This window comes from Candidatus Omnitrophota bacterium (assembly GCA_013791745.1).
Lineage (GTDB): Bacteria > CG03 > CG03 > CG03 > CG03 > CG03.
In genome coordinates, this window is the sequence record VMTH01000041.1 from 1 (window position 1) to 19635 (window position 19635).

Sequence of the window (19635 nt, forward strand, 5' to 3'; positions counted from 1 at the left end):
AAACGCGGGCCTTATCTTTCACATATAAATCGGTCGTCGCCAAATGCGATCCGAAGAAGTCGCAGCTGAAAAGTATCCCGTCTTCCTTAAGGTGCGTCGACATCGTTTCCGGCCAGTGCACCCAGGGGGTGTGTATGAATTCCAGTATTTTGTTCCCCAGACTCAGGACTTCTCCATCGTCAACGGTTTTGACGCGGTCGGGTGAAATTCCGAGATGGTCGACGAGCAGGCCCTTGCCTTTAGCCGTGGCGATGACCCTGGCGTTGGGATATTTATCAAGAACCCGCGGAATCGTTCCCGCATGATCCTGTTCCGCGTGATGCGCGATTAAATAATCAATCTTCGGAATATCCTCAAGCTGCGCCAGAAGAATATCTGCCATCGCCGGATCAACGCTGTCCAGCAAAACTGTTTTTTCGCTGCCGCGTATCAGATAAGCGTTATAACTCGTGCCGTCGGGCAGCGGGATGAGAGAATCAAAAAGCCTCCTGTCCCAGTCAACTGCCCCCAACCAGTAAACATCGTTAACAATTTTTCTCGCTTTCATTTTATCAATTTCCTCCGCCACTTTTTTTTAGTTTTCCGCTCCCATCGTCCATGGCGCACAAACCCCTGAATTCTCTAAGATTAAAACAACAGCAGACCGGCTATTGAGAAATATATCATCAGCCCGGTTGTGTCTATCACCGTCATCAAAAGAGAGCCGCAGATGATCGCGGGATCCATTTTGAATTTCGTGAGTACAATGGGCAGAGCGCTGCCCAGCAAATTCGCCCACAGGGATATAAAAAGCATGGAAGAGCCCACGACAAGGCCTATCCTGTAATCGCCCTTCCAGAGGTATCCCCACAAACCTATGGCAACGCCCAGCGTCAAGCCCAGCAAAATACCTATGGCCAGTTCTTTTTTCATTATGTTAAACCACTTGGCCGTGGTGAGCTCTCCAAGAGCCAGAGCGCGAACGATGAGAACCGAGGCCTGATTGCCTATATTCCCGCCCTCGCCCATCATGACGGGGATAAAGGCGGCCAGGGCCACGACTTTTGCGAGCATGCCCTCGAAATATGTGATAACCATTGAGGAAACAAATCCGGAGGCCAGAAACAAGAGCAGCCACCCGACCCTTTTTTTGTAGAGACCCGAAGATGACGCGGCGGAATAACTCATTTCAAGGGGCACGATACCGCCGGCCTTGTGCACATCTTCCGTGACCTCCTCCTCAAAAACATCAAGAACATCATCAACCGTCACTATTCCTAAAAGGACATTTTCGGAGTCCACGACGGGAATCGCGAAAAGATCGTATTTCTTGATCTTTGTCACGGCGACCTCCTGATCATCAAAGGGTGAAACCGCTATGAAGTTCCTGTCCATCAGGGATGACACCTCATTGGAGAGATCCGCGAGTATCAGCTTCCTGAGAGATATATCGTCCAGAAGATGCCAGTTCTTGTCGATCACATATACCCTGTTGACGGTTTCTGCGTCATGACCGAATTCCCGTATGTGCTCCAGCGATTCCCGCACCGTCCATTCCGGGCGGATGGCGACATAGTCCGGCGTCATGAGCCGGCCGACGCTATCTTCGGGATAACCCAGGAGTTTCAGCGTCTCTTTTCTCTCTGCCGGCGGCAGGAAATTTAACAGTTTTTTTGTGATTCTCCCCGGCAGCTCCTCAAAGAGCTCCGTTCTGTCATCGGGGGATAATTCCAGGACAATATCCCTTATCACCTCATCGCCTATCCTTTTCAGGAAGACCGTCTGTTTCTCGGGATCCAGTTCGGCAAAGGTCTCTGCCTTCAGCTGTTTCGGAAGAAGCATAAAAAGAACGATGGCTTCCTTGTCCTCAAGATTTTTAAGAAGATCGGCGATATCGGCCTCCGGCCATTCAATAAGAATGTTCTTGAGAGAATGCCAGGCTTTCTCCGCGATCATTTCCTCTATTTCGGGTTTTAAGAGTTCTTTCAGCATGAGGGAATTAAATCAAAAAAAGGCTCCGATGTAAACAAAAAATCTCCGGGTTCAAGCGCCGCCCCGGGACATTTTGCATTGCAAAATGATAGTCGGAGGCGCCGGGCTATTTTATTTCTTCAAATCTTTTTTCTTGGATTTATGAATTGTGCTCGGTAATATAAAAGTGATGGTTTTCGAAAATTTCTGCCGGGGGAGGACTCGAACCTCCAACGCCCAGATTCAGAGTCTGGTGTCCTACCAATTGAACGACCCGGCAATATATCCAAATTGCCTACTATTATAATCATTTTGACGACCATGTCAAAACAAGTGTTTTATCAACAAGTGTTTTATCTCTGCCGCTGTAATTACAGTTTTGCGACAGCCTGCTGGCATTTATACGGTTGATGTTTGCCTGTTTTTGGGGTATAATCACATAAGAGATGCAAAAATATCTTATTTTAGGCATTTGTATATTCATGACGGGATGCGCTCCGTCTATCCGAAGAAGTTATATCATCAACAATAATGCCGACGCTGTGCAAAAAGCAATAGACGCCGGCGCGGATATTAATGCCGCAACCACGCTCAGCGGTTACGGAAGTTCTGCCTCTAACGGCCCTCTCCTGATTTTCGCGGCTAAGATGGGAGCTCACGACATAGCAAAATTATTAATAGCCGCCGGAGCTGACATCAATGCCCAGGGAGAAAACGGAGAAACGGCTTTGTTAGAAGCTTTGAGACGGGGGGACTGGTTAATAGCAGACATGCTGCTGGAAAACGGCGCGGATATTAAAATACCTAATTCCGACGGCGAAACAGCTCTGACAATAGCCGCAAAAAATAATTCCATCAATCTGATAGACCGCTTGCTCGCGAAAGGTTCAAAAATTAACGCGACCAATAAGGCGGGAATGACAGCTTTAATGGCGGCCGCCGCTAAAAATTATACCGATTTGGCCAAGCTGTTGATTGACAGAGGCGCGGATGTAAACTTGAAAGACAATAATAACAACACCGCTCTAACAATGGCCGCTGAAAATAACAACGCTCCGCTTGCGAAAATATTAATCGAGCGCGGCGCTTACACTCATATTAAAAACAACCATGGATACAGCGCGCTGGATATAGCCGAAAATAAAAATTATCCCGATGTGGTCAAAGCTCTCCTGAATACGCAGCCGAAAAACAGGATAAAATACGGCTCCGATCCGAAGAAAAAAAATATCGCAGTGGCTAATTTTGAAAGCAACCCGCCTCTCTCCGCATCGGACGCAGGATTTATAACGAATTTCTTTCAGAGGGCCCTTATCAACACAAGAGCTTTTAACGTGCTCGACAGGAGCAACATGGATAAGACGCTGGCCGAGCAGGGTTTTCAGCAGATGGGCTGTACAACAGCTGATTGCGCCGTTCAAATGGGCAGGCTTTTGAATGTGCAATTGATCATCGTGGGCACTTGCGGCAAACTGTTTTCAAGATACATCTTAGCCGTGGATATAATTGAAGTGGAAACAGGCCAAATTATCGACTCATTTAAAGAAGACAGCGCCACATCAGCCGGTATTGAGCAAATGGCGATCAAATTAACAGACAAAGTAAAAACCGCGCTCTACTAATCACCTAACGGCGGCAAAAGGTTAATATTTTTCCCAGTGAAGGACGTCGCTTAGCTTCTTTTTAGGAGTCTGTGCGAAACCGTCTTTCGGATAACCAACGCACACGAGGCTGACAAGTTTATGATCCGGCGGGGCGTTCAGTGCCGCCAGTATCGCCGGAGCGTAGTCTTTTTTGTCGCCCGCTACCCACACAGTGCCGAGGCCCAGGTCTCTGGCCATTAATAAAATATTCTGAGTAGCGGCGGAACCGTCCTCAAGATAATACTTGACCGGCTCGCTTATAACAGCGATGACGGCGGGGCTTTCAGCCATATAGGGCCCGTTTTTCGGGGCGATTGCGGCGAGTTCTTTTCTTTTCTCCGCGTCGGTCACTACTATAAATTCAAAGGGCTGGACATTGTTCGCCGTGGCGGCGCGAGCGCCTGCGCTCACTATTTTTTCCAGGTCTTCCTTCGACACAGTTTGCGAGGAATATTTCCTGACACTCACTCTTTTTTTTATCGCATCATAAGTTTCCATAATGATCCCCTTACTTGTTGACCGAGATAAGTTCCACCGTAAAGATCAAAACCGCGCCCGGCCCTATCGTTCTTCCCGAACCTCTTTCGCCGTAACCAAGTTCCGACGGAATATATAATTCGCACTTCCCGCCTTCTTTCATCAGCTGCAGCGCTTCCGTCCAGCCGCGTACCACCCCGTTCAAAGGAAATGTCGCGGGCTCTCCCCTTTTGTAGGAGCTGTCAAACTCGGTGCCGTCTATCAGCGTGCCGCTGTAATGAACCGTCACTTTATCCGTCGCGGAAGGGCTCGCCCCTGTGCCTTTTTTTATCACCTTATACTGAAGTCCGCTGGAGGTCGTTTTCACGCCTTCTTTTTTGCTGTTTTGCTTAAGGAATGTGTCGCCTTCTTTTTTGTTCTTCGCTGACAATTCCCCGTTGCCCTCCGCCTGCTTTTTCTGCAGTTCCGCCGTCAGCGCCATCATCACTTCGCGCCGTTCCTCGAGCGTGAGCCGCGGCTGAGCGCCGGCAAGCGCGTCTTTGATGCCCTCTTTCATAAACGCGAGATCCGCGTCTATGCCCTGGCTCTTCAAGTTGTTCCCGATATCCCATCCGATGCTGTAGCCGACTTTCTCTTTCTGTGTTTCCATGTTTTTTTTCGCGCAGCCAAAAGCCGGAAGCATAATCAAACAAAACAATATAAAACCTGCGTAAGACCTGACTTCACTTTTCATGCACTTCTCCTTTCTTCATTATCCCAAACGCCAAACTTTTCAATATTTATTTTCTGATAACCCGCCCCACACCCGGCGGACGATATCTTTTTTATTGTATTATAACTTCCATGAAATTGCCAGAAAAAACAACGGACTGTTTACATAGCATGAAATTAGTTAAAATGCATTATGGTGGAATTAACCGGCAAATACAACAGCGCAAGAATATTCTGCGACGAGGTCGAATCAAGCGCTCGGCAGCAGATCCTGACTTTTCTCGATCACATCGCTTTCAGCAACGGGAAGATCAGGATAATGCCCGATGTGCACGCCGGGGCCGGAGCCGTCATCGGCTTTACCGGTCCGCTGGGCGAAAAAGTCATACCGAACATAATAGGCGTGGATATAGGCTGCGGCGTCGCGGCATGGGATCTCAAAGACAGGGAAACGGATTTTGCCGCGCTGGATCATTTCATACGCTGGGAAATCCCCTCCGGCAGAAATGTGAGGAAAGAAACTTCCACGGAGCTTGAATTTTTATTCGGCCGCCTCTTCCCCGGAAAGAGTTACGCTGATTTTCTATCGGAGATAAAACGCATCTGCCTCACCCAAAAACAGGACCGCCCCAGAGTCATGCGGTCCATAGGGAGCCTCGGGGGAGGCAATCATTTTATAGAGATAGACCGGAATGAACGCGGGGAAAGCTTTCTTGTGATACACTGCGGATCCCGGAACTTCGGGTTGCGCGTGGCTCTTTTTCACCAGCATCTCGCCAGGAGAAAAACCGGCGAAATGAAGGGGCTTGAATATCTCACGGGGCAAAACGCTGAAAATTACAAAGCCGATATGAGGATAGCCCAGATGTACGCCGCCCTCAACAGAAGCGTTATAGCATTTCTGATACTCGAACAATTCTACGGCGGGAGATACGCTTCTTTCAATAAAATAGAATCGGTGCACAATTACATCAGCTTTGAGGATTCAATAATACGAAAAGGGGCCATATCCGCACGCAAAGGGGAAAGCGTGATAATCCCCTTCAACATGGCTGAGGGATGCATACTCGGTGAGGGCAAGGGCAACGAGGACTGGAACTGCTCGGCGCCTCACGGCGCCGGAAGAACAATGTCAAGAACCGCGGCACGGAAACAGCTGGATATGGATAAATTCAAAAAGAGCATGGGGGGCGTTTGGACATCCTCGGTCTCCCGCAGCACCATCGACGAAGCGCCGGCGGCTTATAAAAAAAGTGCTTTCATACTGAAACAGCTGGAACCGGCTGTGACGATTAATTCCTTCCTGAAACCGGTTTATAATTTCAAGGCCGCGGAATAATTCCGCTGTTATTTACGGGTTTCATCCAGCAGTTTCCGGGCGGCGCCGAGGGCTTCCCCGGGGCTGATGTCTCTCATACAGCGGTGATGACCTAGCGGGCATTTTTGCGGTCCGTGGATGTTGCAGGGGCGGCAGGGCAGATTTTTCTGCAGGATAATATTTTTCTGCCTGAAAGGCCCGAAACCGAAAGCGGGTACCGTCGGGCCGAAAATAGCGACGGTTGGCACCCCATATGCCGAGGCCAGATGAAGCGGCGCGGAATCTCCTGTTATAAGCAGCTGGGCGTTCTTTACGAGGGATGCCAGTTCAAGAAAATCCGTCTCTCCCACAAAATCCATCACTTCGCCGTCAACGGCTTTTTTTATCCCCCCCCACCCCTCAACATCCCCGGGAGCTCCGGCGGCGGCCACCCTGAAATCCCGGCCCAGCAGGTCTATCAACTTTATCCAGTATTCCGCAGGCCATCTCTTCGTGCCCCAGTTTGAAAAAGGGCTTATGACAGCAAGGGGCTTTTCCGCGCGGGACGCTGACTGGGGAACGCCGAATTCGGCCTCCTCAAAATCCTCGTCAAAGGGCATGTTCCATTTCCCGTCCCAGGAGTCAAAACCCGCCCGGCGGGCGAGGCTGAGATTTCTTTCTATCTCGTGCGATGCCTGTTCATATTTCACTTTTTCGGTGAAGAAAAAACTCCCCGGTGAAATATCAAAACCCACTCTCTTTTTTATGCCCGCAAGACGCGTCATAAGGGCGCTCCTGAAAGATCTGTGCACAACAAGGGCAATATCGTATTTTTCTTTTCTCAATTTCGCGCAGAAAGAAAGAAAATTTACAGGACAGCGGTTTTTATCCTTCTTGTCGTCGGCTATCACCCTGTAGACGGCGGAATGTTTTTCCACGAATTTTTTATAGGCCGGGAGCGTCAGAAAATGTATCTCGCTCTCCGGAAAACTCTGCTTGACCGCCTCGGCAAGCGGCAGCGCCAGTATGACATCGCCTATAAAAGCCGACTGCATTATCAGGATCTTCATTTGAGCATCTCCTCCATAGCGAGCGTGAGATCTTTTGCGCTTATGGACTCCATGCACACCCTGTCTCCCCTGGCGCAGTCTTTCCCGCCGTGGAGATGGCAGGGGCGGCAGGGAACATCAACCTGCATTATCTTTGCCCCGGCCGGGGCGAACCCGAAATCAGTGACGGTGGGCCCGAAAAAAACAATGAGAGGTTTTCCGAGAGCCGAGGCCGCGTGCGCGGCTCCGGAATCCATGCTTATAACGCATGATGCCGCGCCCATAACGGCGAAAAACATCCTCATGCTCAATCGCCCGCTGAGATTTTTGACAAAATTTACATGATACCTGTTAGCGGGAAGAAGATTTTGCGCCCGGGCATAATCATCCCCTGTCAGTATAAAATAGCGCCCGGGTTTCGCCGCCGCCTCAAAGAATTCGGGAAAGCGGCGCCACTCCTTAAGCGGCCATTTTGCCTGAGGCGCCACGCAGATGATCTCACCGTCCGGGGGAATACCCTGGCTCAAAAGAATACGGCGGGCCCTGTCTTTTTCGCGGGCGCTTAAAAACAAAGCCGTTTTATCCGTGTGTATTTTTATTTTATCCGCCGCAAGAACGTCAAGATATCTTCTGACGGCGCCGGGAATGATTGCGCTTTTACCTTTTAAAATCTTTTTTCTCTCCTTTCTGTAAGTTTTGACTCTCCCCGCACGCAAAGGAAACAACGCGCCCAGAGCGCGGCTGCGGAGAGAGGAATGAAGGTCATAAATCCTGTCCGGATTTATTTTCCTCATAAGGCGGAGGAGCTGCGGTAAACCGTGATCTTCAAGCGCTATGACCCTGTCCACAAAAGGATTCTCCTCAAAAACAGGCGCGTATGCCCTTTTCGTGAAAAAATATATGAAGCTTCCCGGGTGATTGAGTTTGATATTTTCGCACAGCGGCGTTGTGAGTATCACATCACCCAGCGAACTGAATCTTATGACGGCAAAATTCATACCGTCTCACTTTCCCTGCGAAATATAGCGGTCGAGCCTCTCCATCTTATCGGGGTTTCCGAGAACAAGTATTTTATCATTCGCCTCCAGCAATGTGGCGGCGTCGGGATTATAAATAAATCTGCCCGTGAGCGCCTTTTTGATAGCTATCACAACCAGTCCCGTGTTTTTGCTGATCTGACTTTTGGCAAGCGTGTAATTGAGGAATGGGGATTTATCCGGTATGGACATCTCTTCTATTCTCCATTCCCCCTCGTTCTCCTTGAGCATTATGTCGAGAAAGGTCACCACATTCGGCCGCAGCGCCGTTGAGGCCATTCTCAAACCGCCGATCTTCTGCGGCGACACCACGGCATCGGCTCCCGCCCTTTTCAGCTTTGCTTCCGCTTCTTCTTCAACGGCTTCAGCGACAACCTTGATCCTGGGGTTGAGGCTCTTCGCCGATATCACAACATACATATTCATGGCATCACTGCTGAGGCAGGACAGCACCGTTTTGGCTTTTTCAACACCCGCCTCTATGAGAACATCGTCCTGGGAAGCGTCGCCTATGATATACCTTAGATCGGGAAGCGTTTTTTTAATCCTCTCCAGGTTCTTCTCGTCCTTTTCTATGACGACGAAATGCTGCCTTGCCTGGTAGAACTCACCCACGATCGCCTCGCCGACGGGCGAAAGGCCGCATATTATGTGATGCCCTTTCATGTTTTTTATGGTCTCCTTCATCTTCTGCCTCCTTAAAACATTTCCCACTTCTCCCTGCAGTATCAGGGATGTAAAAAGACCGGCCAGGCCCGCCACGAGCGAAAAGCCGAAGAGTATCAGCACCATCGTGAATATTTTACCAGCGGGGCTCAAAGGATGCACCTCGCCGAAGCCGATGGAGGAAAGCGTTATTGAGGTCATATAGAGGGAATCCATTAGATTCCATTTCTCTATCAGCATGTAGCCGAAAGTACCGGCGGCTATCACGAAAAGCACCAGGAAAATAATCGTCGCGATTTTTCTGTTCATATATTATTCAGCAGCAGATCTTTTATGACGACCGTGTTGCGGCGCAGGGCGCCTTTGAGCATATCCAGTTTTTCAAAAGCCGCCTCGGCTTTTTTCTCTCTCATTTCCTTTGAAGAAGCGAGCTCCCTAAAAGCCTTTGCCAGAGAAGCTCTGTCCGGAACAACAAAAAGCTCATCTTTCAGTATATCAAATTCCTCGCTGAAATTTCCCGTGTGAGGGCCCACAACAATGGCTTTTTTCCTCCGGACAGCCTCAACAAAATTCTGACCGCCGTGAGGCACGAGTGAACCGCCGACAAAACAGATATCCGAAATCCCGTAAATGCCGTCGAGCAACCCTATCCTGTCCACAAGCAGAAAGCGTGAGCCGGGCGTAAAACCGCCAGAGCGGCTGAAGCGGGAACAGGGTATTTTTCTCCGCCTGAAAACGCGCTCTATTTCTCTTACGCGATCTATGTGCCGGGGAGCTATTATGCAGTAAACATCCTTTCCCAGCGGGAGAACGGCGTCTATAACGGCCTCCTCCTCACCCCTGTGAGTGCTGCCGGCGCTTATGGCCAGAGCCGCTTCCGGAACAGCGTAATCTTTCCGGCTGACTCTGGCGGCAGACGGCCCGGCGACAATATCGTATTTGATATTCCCCGTCACCGACACACGCGCGGGATCGGCTCCCATGGCGATAAACCTGTCAGCGTCTTTCTTCGTGCGGGCCGATATCACTTCTATTTTTTCGAGCATCATCCGCGTCAGAGCCTTGATAAGTTTGTATTTCGGAAAACTCCTGTCAGAAACCCTGCCGTTTACAAGCGCTATTTTAGAGTGACGCGAGGCCGACTCTATGAGATTGGGCCAGAGCTGGAGCTCTATCAGCACCACGAGGGCCGGAGCGACTTTTTTCATAAAACTTCGGGTGATGAAAAAAATATCCACGGGGGCGTAGTACACTCCGGTAAAAGCGCCGGAGGTCTTCGCGAGCGCTCTGCCTTCCGGAGTCATGGCAAAAAGATATAGCGGACGGCCTGTGTCTTTGAGCTCGGCGGCAAGCACAAGCGCCAGTTTCACCTCACCCACGGAAGAGGCCTGAAACCATACTCCGCCGGAAATGAAATCGGCGCCGGGAAGATAGAAGCGCTGGTGGAATGTTCCCCTGCTCCTTTTAATATACCGGTAAAGACTGGGCAGGGCCGCCAGAAAAAGCAGCGGCGGAAGAAAAAGAAGCGTGACGGTGTTGATGATTATAAGCGTCAGGCCCATATTTTATATTTTAAGTTCCCCGGCAACCGGCCCTTCCTCAAAATCAAATCCCTCGGCTCCGAGAATATCGGCGGCCTCTGAGAGGGGGATTTCTTCGGCCTCCACTTTCAATTTTTTTTCGCCCAGCTCCCGGGCGGCTATTTCAGCCATGATATGTTTCATCTTCAGAAACACTTCGGTGAAAACGGCTTTGCGCGCCTTCTCTGCCATATCATCCGGCTCTTTTGACGGTGAGGGCGCACCCGCCGGGGCGTAGATGCCGGCCATGAACACAAATCTTTTCCCCGTGTCTTTGTAAATGAGGGCCGAATAGCTGTCAAAATCCGAGCAGGCTTTGCGGGAGGCTTCCTTGATGACGGGTATAGTTTCAGGATGGCCTTTTTCATAAACCCTGTAAAAGACTTTACCCGGAGAGGGTTTGACCTTTAATTTTTTTATTTTAACGCCGACGGCCACCCGCACTTCTCTCACAATTTTTTCCTCCATATATTGCGGCCTTCATAATCCTGCGACACTATGACAGGGAAATCCCTCACCTCAAAGAGCCTCAGCGCCTGAGCGCCGAGCCGGGCATAAGCAATGGTCTTGTGCGCCGTCACGCGGGAGGCCAGAAGAGCCCCCGCGCCTCCCGGGGCCTCAAAATAAACGCCGCGGTTTATCAATGCCGCCGAGCCCGACGGCGAAAGAGCGCCTTTGCCTATTATAACGCCGACGCCCCTGGAAAGAATCCCCTCCAGCGCCCAATCCATTCTTGAAGATGTCGTAGGGCCGGAAGCTATCACCTCAGCGTCCCTGATAATGGGACCACAGTAAAAAATCGCCGCATCGCCGGGAAAACTCTTACGGGACGAGGAGAAAAATCTCTGGAGCGTGCTGTCGCGCGCAACGGCAAGGGCTCCGTTTAAAAGTAAAAAATCCCCGGCCCTGAGCTTTTCCGGATGCCTCAGTGGAAGAAATATTTTTTGCGGGAATTTCATTTCACGATCTTTTTCATTATCCTGCGCGTCTGCTCTATGGGGCAGAAATCGCCGCACATCGTGCAGACCTTTCTGCTGAGATGACCGGCCTTTATGACTTCGGGGAAAAGGAGATTTTTTTTCATGCCCTGCCAGTCAAGACGGAAGCGGGCGCGTGAAACAGCTTTGTCCCTTTTCAGCGCTGCGGGACGGCCTCTGGAAACATCCGCCGCGTGAGCGGCCACGCGCGAGGCTATCACGCCCAATCGCACATCATCGGCGTCGGGCAGGCCCAGATGTTCGGCCGGCGTCACATAGCAGAGAAAATCGGCGCCGTAAGAAGCTGCGAGAGCCCCGCCTATGGCCGAAGTTATGTGGTCAAATCCCGCGGCTGCATCCGTCACCAGGGGGCCGAGCACATAAAAAGGCGCGCCGTGACAGAGTTTTTTCTCGTCTTTTACGACTTTCTCTATCTGCGAGAGCGGTATGTGCCCCGGGCCTTCTATCATGGCATCGACTCCTCCGCGGCGGGCCTTGAGGAAAAGTTTTCCGAGCGTTTTAAGCTCGAGGATCTGGAGATAATCATTCGCGTCGGAAATGGAGCCGGGACGCAAGCCGTCGCCGAGACTCAGCACGGCGTTATATTTTGCAGCTATTTTTACGAGTCTGCCAAAATCGCTGTAGAGAGGATTCTCCCATCCGGTGTCCTGCATCCAGCCGAAGATCAGGCCTCCCCCTCTTGAGACGACCCCGCCCAGGCGCGGGTGCTTTTTCAGATAATTGAGCGATTCGCGCGTCACGCCGCAGTGCACCGTTACAAAATCCACTCCGAGCGCGAGCTGCTCCTCTATCACCTCAAAAAATGCGGCGGGTGAGGGCCGTTTGTACTTTGAAAAAAGATGATAGGCCGGCACCGTTCCCACCGGAATAGTTGAGCGCTCCAGCACTTTTTTGAGGACCCTCAGGAAATCCTTTCCGCAGGAGAGGTCCATAACCGCGTCGGCTCCGTATTGAACCGCGGCGTCCAGTTTTTTTATCTCCGTTTTCCAGTCGGAGGCAAGCGGCGAAAGGCCTATGTTGGCGTTTATTTTAACGCTCAGATCTTTACCCACGGCAACCGCGCGTCTCTTTGAAAGGCGGCTCTTCATAATGGCGATGCGGCCGGCCTTATAATTTTTCTCAAAAACTCCCACGGAAATTCCTTCTTCGGCGGCCAGCTGTCTGATTATTTTTTTTGTTTGCATAATTCTTTTACAAAACCCTTTTCTATTTCATAAAGCCGGAAGCGGATTCTTTTTATCCTGCCGGACTTTTTCACATCGTCAAGCTTGATTATTTCTTCAAGAACGCGGAGCGCCTCTCCGACGCGCGAGATATTAGCCCGGCGAGCGGAAGTGACGCAGCTCCTTCCTTTTTCGGAAATTCCCGCGCCTTTATCCCTCCTCACATCTCGGCTTTTCACAAGGCTCTCATAATCATCCGCGAAAAGCGCCGCCAGACGATGGCGGAGTTTTCTCAGATACGCGAATTTACCGCTCTTAAAATAAAATCTTTCTATGTCTTCCACGACCCTCAACCCCTCCCTGGCGCGGTTGAGGTTAGCGTCAATAATACTCAGTTTGCGCATGGGCACATTATACTTGATTAACGGCCAAAAATAAAGTAAGATTTTTTCAGTTTAAGCCGGCGTAGCTCAGCTGGTAGAGCAGCGGTTTTGTAAACCGCTGGTCGGGGGTTCGATTCCTCTCGCCGGCTTTTACTTTAAAGGAATCAAGCCAAATTTCTGTTTTTTCAAAAAGCCGAAGCGATGTTGGAGTAAACGGAACTGCTGTAAGCGGAGCCGTTGAGGGTCACTTGCACACGGCCTCCCGATAAAACACATTTGAAAGTGTTTTTCCTGTAAAGCGCTCCGGCCAGTTTTTGTATGAATTCTTCCTCAAAGGCATATATAACAGCCTCAACCGAGTGCCTTTTGAAAAGTTTCGCCAGAGCCAGAGCGGGATCCTTCCCCTGAAGGAACACGAACACCGAAAAAATATCTTTGCGTGAACGGAAAAACATTATCTTTTTCTCGGACGGCTCTTCGCAGTCAGCCCACAAAGCTTTCTGACCGTCAACCGCTCCGGCGTACAGATCGGGTTTGAAAGTAAACCCGGCCTTACCGGAAAATCTCAGCCTGCCTGAAAACATTTCATGGGCCAGAAGTTTTAAGACAACGCGGACGCGGGTCTGGCCGCGCTTCTTCTCCACAACTATCTTTTTTCCGCGGCCTGTAAAAATATAATTATCTTTCATTTGCTGATGTCTTCGGGTATGACGACGGCAGAGCTGCCCGGAGCGGGCCATATGAGTGAGGGGTTTGCCAGGCGCTCCGAGCGAATTGGCAGCGAGCCGCACTCGCGAGCGGCCGTCTACGGGCAGCTCTGCCGTTATCATTGGCGGAACGCGGGCTGCATGCGCTCACAGAGATTTCTCGAAGATCCGGTATCTTTTGTAGGCTTTGCCGGAGAGCATATCCGCCGCTCGCATCATCATCACATTGTCCTCCAGCACCCATGAGAATTCGCATTCCTTATAGCCCTTTTCGAGCGCCTCTTTAAGCGACCGGTAATAAAGAATGCTCTCTATCCCCATCTGATGATAACGCTTCTTCACCCCCATGGTGAGAACGCGTATGCTTTTGATTTTCTTGAAATAATAAAAAAACCTGAGCGCCGCAAGCGGCGTCAGCCGTCCCCGGATCTTTTTAAGCGCCTCGTTGATATCCGGCAGCGTCATTATAAAACCCGCCGGATCCCTGCCGTAAAAAGCGATCTGCAAAAGCCCCGGATCCACGATACGTTTGAGTTTACCCGCCATATAAAAAATTTCATCGTCGGTGAACGGAACAAAGCCCCAGTTCTTTTCCCACGCGGCATTGTAGATGTCCATAATGATCTTCACTTCGTTTTCAAAATCATCTTTGTTGATGGGCCTGACGCTTATGGCGGGGTTCCTTTTCAGCACTCTTTCGGAAATGGACGCGAGGCGTTTCGCCGGCACCCTCCCGGCATCCGTTACAAAAGCTATTAGGTCTTTTGCCTTGTAGAAACCCGCGGATGAGATGAGATCCGCGTAATATGGGGGGTTGTAGGGCATCATTATCTTCGCCGGCTCATCCGGGCCTTCCACAAGAAGCCCGCACTCGTCGTTTGTGGACGGGTTCATGGGCCCCCTGACGATTGTCATGCCTCGGGAGCGGAGAAAAGACAGGGCCGCGTCAAAAAGGATCCGCGAGGCGGCGGCGTCCTCCCCGCATTCAAAAAAACCGAAAAAACCGCATTTCTCGCCGTGAAATCTGTTGTGATTCTCATCGATAATGGCGGCGATGCGGCCGATCGTTCCTCCGCCCGGTCCGCTCACCAGAAAAAGTGCTTTTTCAGAGTGCTTCCAGAAAGGATTTTTATCAGAAAACATTTCTCTCATTTCTGAAATGAGAGGCGGAGCCCAGTTGGGGTCTTTTTTGTATAAAGCGTAGGGAAATTCTATGAAACGCTTTAATTCATCGGGCGTTTTAACCTGCGCCAGTTCCATAGATTTTTCATCCAGCCATTGAGGGCATTCCACATTTTTGTCATGCGTTGCGGTTTCGGCGTCACTTTTTCGCCGCTTCCTTTCTGAATTATCCCGAGTTCTTCCCCCGCCTCTTTAAAAGCCGCGCAGGCTTCATCAACATGTTTTTTCGTGTGAGAAGCCATCATACTCACTCTTATAAGCGCGCGGCCCGGAGGCACGGCGGGCGAAACCACGGGCGTGACAAAAACGCCCTTGTCAAAAAGGCTCTTCCACATCTTGAAAGCCGTCATGTCATCACCTATACCGACAGGAATGATCGGCGTTGTCGTCGATCCGGTGTCAAACCCTATGCTTTTCAGTTTATCTCTCATATATTCGGACACCTTCAACAGACGCGCTATTCTTTTCTTGTCCTTTTTGACTATTTCAAGAGCTTTGATAACCGACGCCACATTGGCCGGAGAGGGCGCGGCGGAAAAAATCAGAGACCGGGCGTGATGCTTTATGTAATGGATAACATCCTCATCCCCCGCTATGAAACCGCCGGTTGATGCGAAAGATTTTGAGAATGTCCCCATGATGAGGTCCACCTCGTCGGTCAAACCAAAATGGTCACAGGTGCCGCGGCCGCATCGTCCGAGAACGCCCACGCCGTGAGCGTCGTCAACCATGAACCTGGCGCCGTACTTTTTCGCGATGGGCAGCATCTTATCAAGCGGAGCGACATCGCCTTCCATGGAAAAAACGCCGTCAACTATAACAAGTTTTCCGGAGTCTTCCGGAAGACTCTTCAACACATGCTCAAAATCCTCTATGTCGTTATGCTTAAACCTCACAAGCGTGCCAGCGGACAAACGGCAGCCGTCGAGAATTGATGCGTGATCGAATTTATCGGCTATTATGTAATCTTTTTTCCCCACCAGAGCTGATATCACGCCGAGATTCACCTGCATGCCGGTGGTGAAGACAATGACCGCCGGTTTTCCCAGATATTCGGCAAGCTCTTTCTCCAGCTGCTCATGTATATCAAGCGTGCCGTTGAGAAAGCGGCTACCCACGCATCCCGTGCCGTATTTCTGGGTTGCCATTATGGCGGCATTTTTCAGCCTCTGGTCGGTGGCGAGGCCGAGGTAACTGTTTGAGCCCATCATTATCATGCGGCGGCCCTCGCATGTCACCACGGCATTCTGCCCGGATTCCACAGTGTGGAAATAGGGATAAAGCCCGGCCTTCTGCACCTCGCGGGCTATGGTGAAATTTTTAACCTTATCAAAAAGTTCCATTCGTATCTCCTCCGGCATTTGTTATGTCACGGCTTCCATGTAAATTAAACAATAAACAAATTTTTCCGTCAAGACAATGCATAGCGAAGCCTGAATTAAAGCCAACCCTGATCCTCATACCATTTCAATGTAAGGGCGGCGCCTCTCTTCAGATCATAGGCGGGATGGAAATCCAGCCCCCTGAGCATGCGCTCCGTATTAACAATCCAGTGCCCGGCTGTTATCTCTCTCACTTTCTGCGGATTGAGAAGAGCGGTTTTGCGGGTGAAAAATCCGGTCACTGCAAAAAATGCCCCTGCCAGTTTCAAAAAAGGAGAAGGCACGCGCAGGACACGGCATTTTTTATCTGCCGCTGCTGCAATAGCACTGACGAAACTTTCCTGCGTTTGCGGCTCCGGGTGAGCGAGAAAAAAAGTGTCGTTCACGCATGTAGAGAACAGGGCTTTCTCTATTCCCGCGCAAACGTCCTTCACATTTATAAAATTAAGGAACCTTTCGCCCGACGGCAGAAAGGCCAGACCATTCTTCACCATTTTGAAAGTGACAAAAAGATCCCTGTCTCCGGGGCCGTAAACAGCCGCAGGGCGTAAGATGAGATAGGGTAGGGAGGATTCCCTGACCAGTTTCTCAGCGAGGGCCTTGCTTTTCCCGTAGTCCGACACGGGGCGGGGCTCGTCGCTTTCTTCCGCCGGACGGTTCAACCCGGCAGGCCCTGACACCGCCTGGGACGAAATAAATATGAATTTTTTCAGGGTTTTTATTTTCTTCGCTTTATTGAGCAGGGCCAAGGTACCCGCCGTATTAACCTCATAATATGTTTTTGAAGGAGCCCGCACCACGGCGGCGTTATGTATTATGACCTCGGCTTCGGGCAGGTCCGGGAGTTCTTCCCGTATATCACCGTAAACCGGAAAAACATTTTCACCCTTTATGCTCTCAAATTTTTTCCGGCTCCTGACAAGGCAGAAAAGCTCATGTCCTTTCAGATGCTCGACGAGATTTTTTCCTATGAAGCCCGTCGCGCCCGTTAAAAATATTTTCATTGTTTATAAATGTCGGACCGGGGGGTGCCTACAAATTTCATTCTTCGGTAAGAACTAGATTATCTCTGTTGATGACTTCCGGGCAGGCTTCGCGCGCGAGCAGTTTGCTGATGCCGCGGCTCTGGCAGCCCTGTATCTTCCTCACCTCGGAATCCGAATAATTCACGATACCGCGCGCGAAAATTTTCTTCCCGTGAACAATGTTCACCGTGTCGCCTTCCGCAAACTGACCTTCGGTTCCCGTGATGCCGGCGGCGAGCAGGCTCCTTCCGTTTTTCACTACCGCTTTATACGCGCCGGCGTCAACACTTATAGACGAGTGGCAGGCGCTGGCGAAAGCTATCCATCTCTTGCGGTTCCTGATCTTTCCCGAAGGAAGAATAAGCGTGCCGGGATTTTCCCCGTCAAAGAGGATTTTTCTGAGCACACCGCGCTTTTTCCCCGAAGCTATCGTCAAACGGCATCCGGAAAGCCGCGTTATCTTTGCGGCAAGGAGCTTGCTCTTCATGCCCCCGGTGCCGAACTCCGAGGCGGCGCCGGCGCTCCTTAAAACAGCGTCATCTATATTTTTTAATTCGCTCACAAGTTTCCCGTCAACATAAAGTCCTTCAACATTTGTGAGGATCACAAGGTCGCGCGCCTCTATGTGACTTGCCGCCAGAGCCGACAGCCTGTCGTTGTCGCCGAATTTAAGTTCGTCAACGGTTACCGAATCGTTTTCGTTTATCACTGGCACAATGCCCTCTTCAAGGATTTTCAGAAGCGCCCTTCTGAGATTCAGATACTTTTTTCTGTCGGAGAAATCATCCGCCGAACATAAAACCTGAGCGGCGGTGAGGCCTTTTTTTGAAAGCGCTTTCATCCACATATCCATCAGCAGGGGCTGTCCGACGGAAGCCAGCATCTGCGCACCGGAGATATCCGCCGGCCGCTTCCGGCCGAGCTTTATCATCCCGCATCCGACGGCGCCGGAGGAAACAACAAGGATTTGAAAACCCTTCTTTTTAAGAAACTCTATTTCCCCGCTTACCGCGCTTATGACAGAGGCGCTGATCCCGCCGTTATCGCTCAACAAACCCGTGCCCAGTTTCACAACAGCTCTTTTCATAACACCTCTCTTATGTGTTCTATAAGGCCTTTGACGCCCGTTCCTTCGAGCGCGGAGATCCCGAAATGCTTTCCGCTGAAATCAGTATACGCGAGCGCGTCACCGCATGTATCTATTTTATTCACGGCTATCACAAAAGGTTTTTCCAGCAGAAAAGGATTATACTGTTTTATCTCATCCAGCAGGATTTTAAAATCAGCGTACGGATCGCCCTGTGAGCTGAAGCCGTTCACATCCAGAACAAAAAGAAGGATCTTGACCCTTTCAAGATGAGCGAGGAATTCAAGGCCCAGGCCCTTGCCCGCGTGAGCCCCTTCAACGATTCCCGGCAGATCGGCAAAACTGATCTTTCCCGTCGGGGTCTCCACCACGCCGAGATTGGGTTTGAGCGTGGTGAAAGGATACGCTGCCACGCGCGGATGCGCGTTTGAGATACGCCCCAGAAGAGTGGACTTGCCGGCGTTGGGAAAACCCACAAGACCGACATCCGCTATGAGTTTGAGTTTGAGGAGCAGTTCTCCCCCTTCCCCGGGGGTTCCTTTTTCAAAACGGCGGGGAGTTCTGTTCACGGCGCTTTTGAAAAAATCATTCCCGCGGCCGCCATGGCCTCCGCGAGCAGCCGAGACACTGTCGCCCTCGAAAACAAGATCGGCTATGAGATTACCATCTCTGTAAACCTCGGTGCCGCAGGGTACTTTTATCCTGAGTGTTTCCCCGTCCTTGCCCATTTTTCTGCTGCCTTCACCACCAATGCCGTTTTCTGCTTTGTAGTAGGGACGAAGTTTGAAATCGTAAAGTGTGACAAGGTGAGGTGAGGCCTCGAGAATGACGCTGCCGCCGTCGCCGCCGTCGCCGCCGTCGGGGCCGCCTTTCGGTATGAATTTTTCTCTTCTGAACGAAACACAGCCGCTGCCGCCGTCGCCGGCTTTAACCGTGATTTTAGCCCTATCGGCGAAATGCGATTTCAAAAGGCTGGGTTATTCCACTGAAACTATTTTTTTGCCGGCTCTGCTGTGGAATTTGACTGTGCCCGCGATTTTCGCGAAAATGCTGTCGTCCCGCCCTATCCCCGCATTAATGCCCGGAATAACTTTTGTCCCGCGCTGGCGGAGTATTATGCCGCCGCCCTTCACGGTCTGTCCACCGGATATCTTAACACCGAGCCTGCGGCCTTCCGAGTCTCTTCCGTTCGACGATGAGCCCTGTCCTTTTTTATGTGCCATTTTTATAGCCTCCGTTTATTTAATTTTCGGGTTATTATAGCAAAGAAATCCTGATAACAAAAGCGTCCCGCGCTC

At 50.8% G+C, this 19635-nt stretch carries 21 protein-coding genes and 2 tRNA genes; 3 read left to right on the plus strand and 20 right to left on the minus strand.

Annotation, left to right across the window (positions count from 1 at the left end; genetic code table 11):
- The 3 genes from FP827_01765 to FP827_01775 all read right to left on the minus strand — a co-directional run.
- The coding region (locus FP827_01765) for an MBL fold metallo-hydrolase (GenBank protein ID MBA3051810.1) at positions 1-547 on the minus strand (547 nt) is incomplete at its 3' end.
- Between the two features lie 80 nt (positions 548-627).
- Positions 628-1971, minus strand: coding sequence for a magnesium transporter (mgtE, locus tag FP827_01770; protein ID MBA3051811.1), 1344 nt, complete (start codon positions 1969-1971; stop codon positions 628-630).
- A gap of 186 nt (positions 1972-2157) precedes the next feature.
- Positions 2158-2230, minus strand: a tRNA-Gln gene (locus FP827_01775).
- Positions 2231-2396: 166 nt separating this feature from the next.
- On the opposite strand from FP827_01775, the gene FP827_01780 reads away from it, so the two are divergent.
- Positions 2397-3572, plus strand: coding sequence for a hypothetical protein (locus FP827_01780; GenBank protein MBA3051812.1), 1176 nt, complete (start codon positions 2397-2399; stop codon positions 3570-3572).
- A gap of 21 nt (positions 3573-3593) precedes the next feature.
- On the opposite strand, the gene FP827_01785 is transcribed toward FP827_01780, so the two are convergent.
- Positions 3594-4091 carry a nitroreductase family protein gene (locus tag FP827_01785; protein MBA3051813.1) on the minus strand — a complete coding sequence of 166 codons (498 nt, stop codon included), beginning with the start codon at positions 4089-4091 and terminating at the stop codon, positions 3594-3596.
- A gap of 10 nt (positions 4092-4101) precedes the next feature.
- Positions 4102-4719, minus strand: coding sequence for an FKBP-type peptidyl-prolyl cis-trans isomerase (locus tag FP827_01790; GenBank protein MBA3051814.1), 618 nt, complete (start codon positions 4717-4719; stop codon positions 4102-4104).
- Between the two features lie 255 nt (positions 4720-4974).
- On the opposite strand from FP827_01790, the gene FP827_01795 reads away from it, so the two are divergent.
- Positions 4975-6120: an RtcB family protein gene (locus FP827_01795; GenBank protein ID MBA3051815.1), complete on the plus strand. Its 1146-nt coding sequence runs from the start codon at positions 4975-4977 to the stop codon at positions 6118-6120.
- Between the two features lie 8 nt (positions 6121-6128).
- Here the strand turns inward: FP827_01795 and FP827_01800 are convergent, their stop codons facing one another.
- The 8 genes from FP827_01800 to FP827_01835 are packed head-to-tail and all read right to left on the minus strand — an operon-like array spanning position 6129 to position 12975.
- The gene (locus FP827_01800) at positions 6129-7148 is read right to left on the minus strand and encodes a glycosyltransferase family 9 protein (protein MBA3051816.1); all 1020 of its coding nucleotides are present in this window, start codon (positions 7146-7148) and stop codon (positions 6129-6131) included.
- Entirely contained in the window at positions 7145-8125 is a 981-nt protein-coding gene (locus FP827_01805) for a glycosyltransferase family 9 protein (GenBank protein MBA3051817.1), read from the minus strand. Before FP827_01805 ends, FP827_01800 begins: the two co-directional genes overlap by 4 nt.
- A gap of 6 nt (positions 8126-8131) precedes the next feature.
- Complete coding sequence (locus FP827_01810; GenBank protein ID MBA3051818.1) at positions 8132-9139, minus strand: potassium channel protein; 1008 nt, start codon at positions 9137-9139, stop codon at positions 8132-8134.
- Entirely contained in the window at positions 9136-10392 is a 1257-nt protein-coding gene (locus FP827_01815) for a hypothetical protein (protein MBA3051819.1), read from the minus strand. The genes FP827_01810 and FP827_01815 overlap by 4 nt, the downstream gene beginning before the upstream one ends.
- A 3-nt stretch (positions 10393-10395) precedes the next feature.
- Entirely contained in the window at positions 10396-10878 is a 483-nt protein-coding gene (locus FP827_01820; protein MBA3051820.1) for a hypothetical protein, read from the minus strand.
- On the minus strand, positions 10860-11435 hold the full coding sequence (locus FP827_01825; protein ID MBA3051821.1) for a hypothetical protein: 576 nt from the start codon (positions 11433-11435) through the stop codon (positions 10860-10862). The genes FP827_01820 and FP827_01825 overlap by 19 nt, the downstream gene beginning before the upstream one ends.
- A complete protein-coding gene (thiC, locus tag FP827_01830; protein MBA3051822.1) occupies positions 11366-12592 on the minus strand; it encodes a phosphomethylpyrimidine synthase ThiC in 1227 nt (408 codons plus the stop codon). The genes FP827_01825 and thiC overlap by 70 nt, the downstream gene beginning before the upstream one ends.
- Positions 12574-12975, minus strand: coding sequence for a thiamine-phosphate pyrophosphorylase (locus tag FP827_01835; protein MBA3051823.1), 402 nt, complete (start codon positions 12973-12975; stop codon positions 12574-12576). Before FP827_01835 ends, thiC begins: the two co-directional genes overlap by 19 nt.
- Before the next feature lie 55 nt (positions 12976-13030).
- Between FP827_01835 and FP827_01840 the strand changes: the two genes are divergently transcribed.
- A tRNA-Thr gene (locus FP827_01840) sits at positions 13031-13103 on the plus strand.
- A 36-nt stretch (positions 13104-13139) separates the two neighbouring features.
- On the opposite strand, the gene FP827_01845 is transcribed toward FP827_01840, so the two are convergent.
- From FP827_01845 to FP827_01875, 7 genes are all read right to left on the minus strand, one after another.
- A complete protein-coding gene (locus tag FP827_01845) occupies positions 13140-13784 on the minus strand; it encodes a YaeQ family protein (GenBank protein ID MBA3051824.1) in 645 nt (214 codons plus the stop codon).
- 24 nt (positions 13785-13808) lie between these two features.
- On the minus strand, positions 13809-14921 hold the full coding sequence (locus FP827_01850) for an N-acetyltransferase (protein MBA3051825.1): 1113 nt from the start codon (positions 14919-14921) through the stop codon (positions 13809-13811).
- A complete protein-coding gene (locus FP827_01855; GenBank protein MBA3051826.1) occupies positions 14885-16186 on the minus strand; it encodes a pyridoxal phosphate-dependent aminotransferase family protein in 1302 nt (433 codons plus the stop codon). Before FP827_01855 ends, FP827_01850 begins: the two co-directional genes overlap by 37 nt.
- A 95-nt stretch (positions 16187-16281) precedes the next feature.
- Positions 16282-17229 carry an NAD(P)-dependent oxidoreductase gene (locus FP827_01860; GenBank protein MBA3051827.1) on the minus strand — a complete coding sequence of 316 codons (948 nt, stop codon included), beginning with the start codon at positions 17227-17229 and terminating at the stop codon, positions 16282-16284.
- Between the two features lie 37 nt (positions 17230-17266).
- Positions 17267-18337, minus strand: a complete 1071-nt coding sequence (proB, locus tag FP827_01865; GenBank protein MBA3051828.1) for a glutamate 5-kinase — start codon at positions 18335-18337, stop codon at positions 17267-17269.
- Positions 18334-19305: a GTPase ObgE gene (gene obgE, locus FP827_01870; GenBank protein ID MBA3051829.1), complete on the minus strand. Its 972-nt coding sequence runs from the start codon at positions 19303-19305 to the stop codon at positions 18334-18336. Before obgE ends, proB begins: the two co-directional genes overlap by 4 nt.
- Positions 19306-19314: 9 nt before the next feature.
- On the minus strand, positions 19315-19560 hold the full coding sequence (locus FP827_01875; protein MBA3051830.1) for a 50S ribosomal protein L27: 246 nt from the start codon (positions 19558-19560) through the stop codon (positions 19315-19317).
- Between the last annotated feature and the right edge of the window lie 75 nt (positions 19561-19635).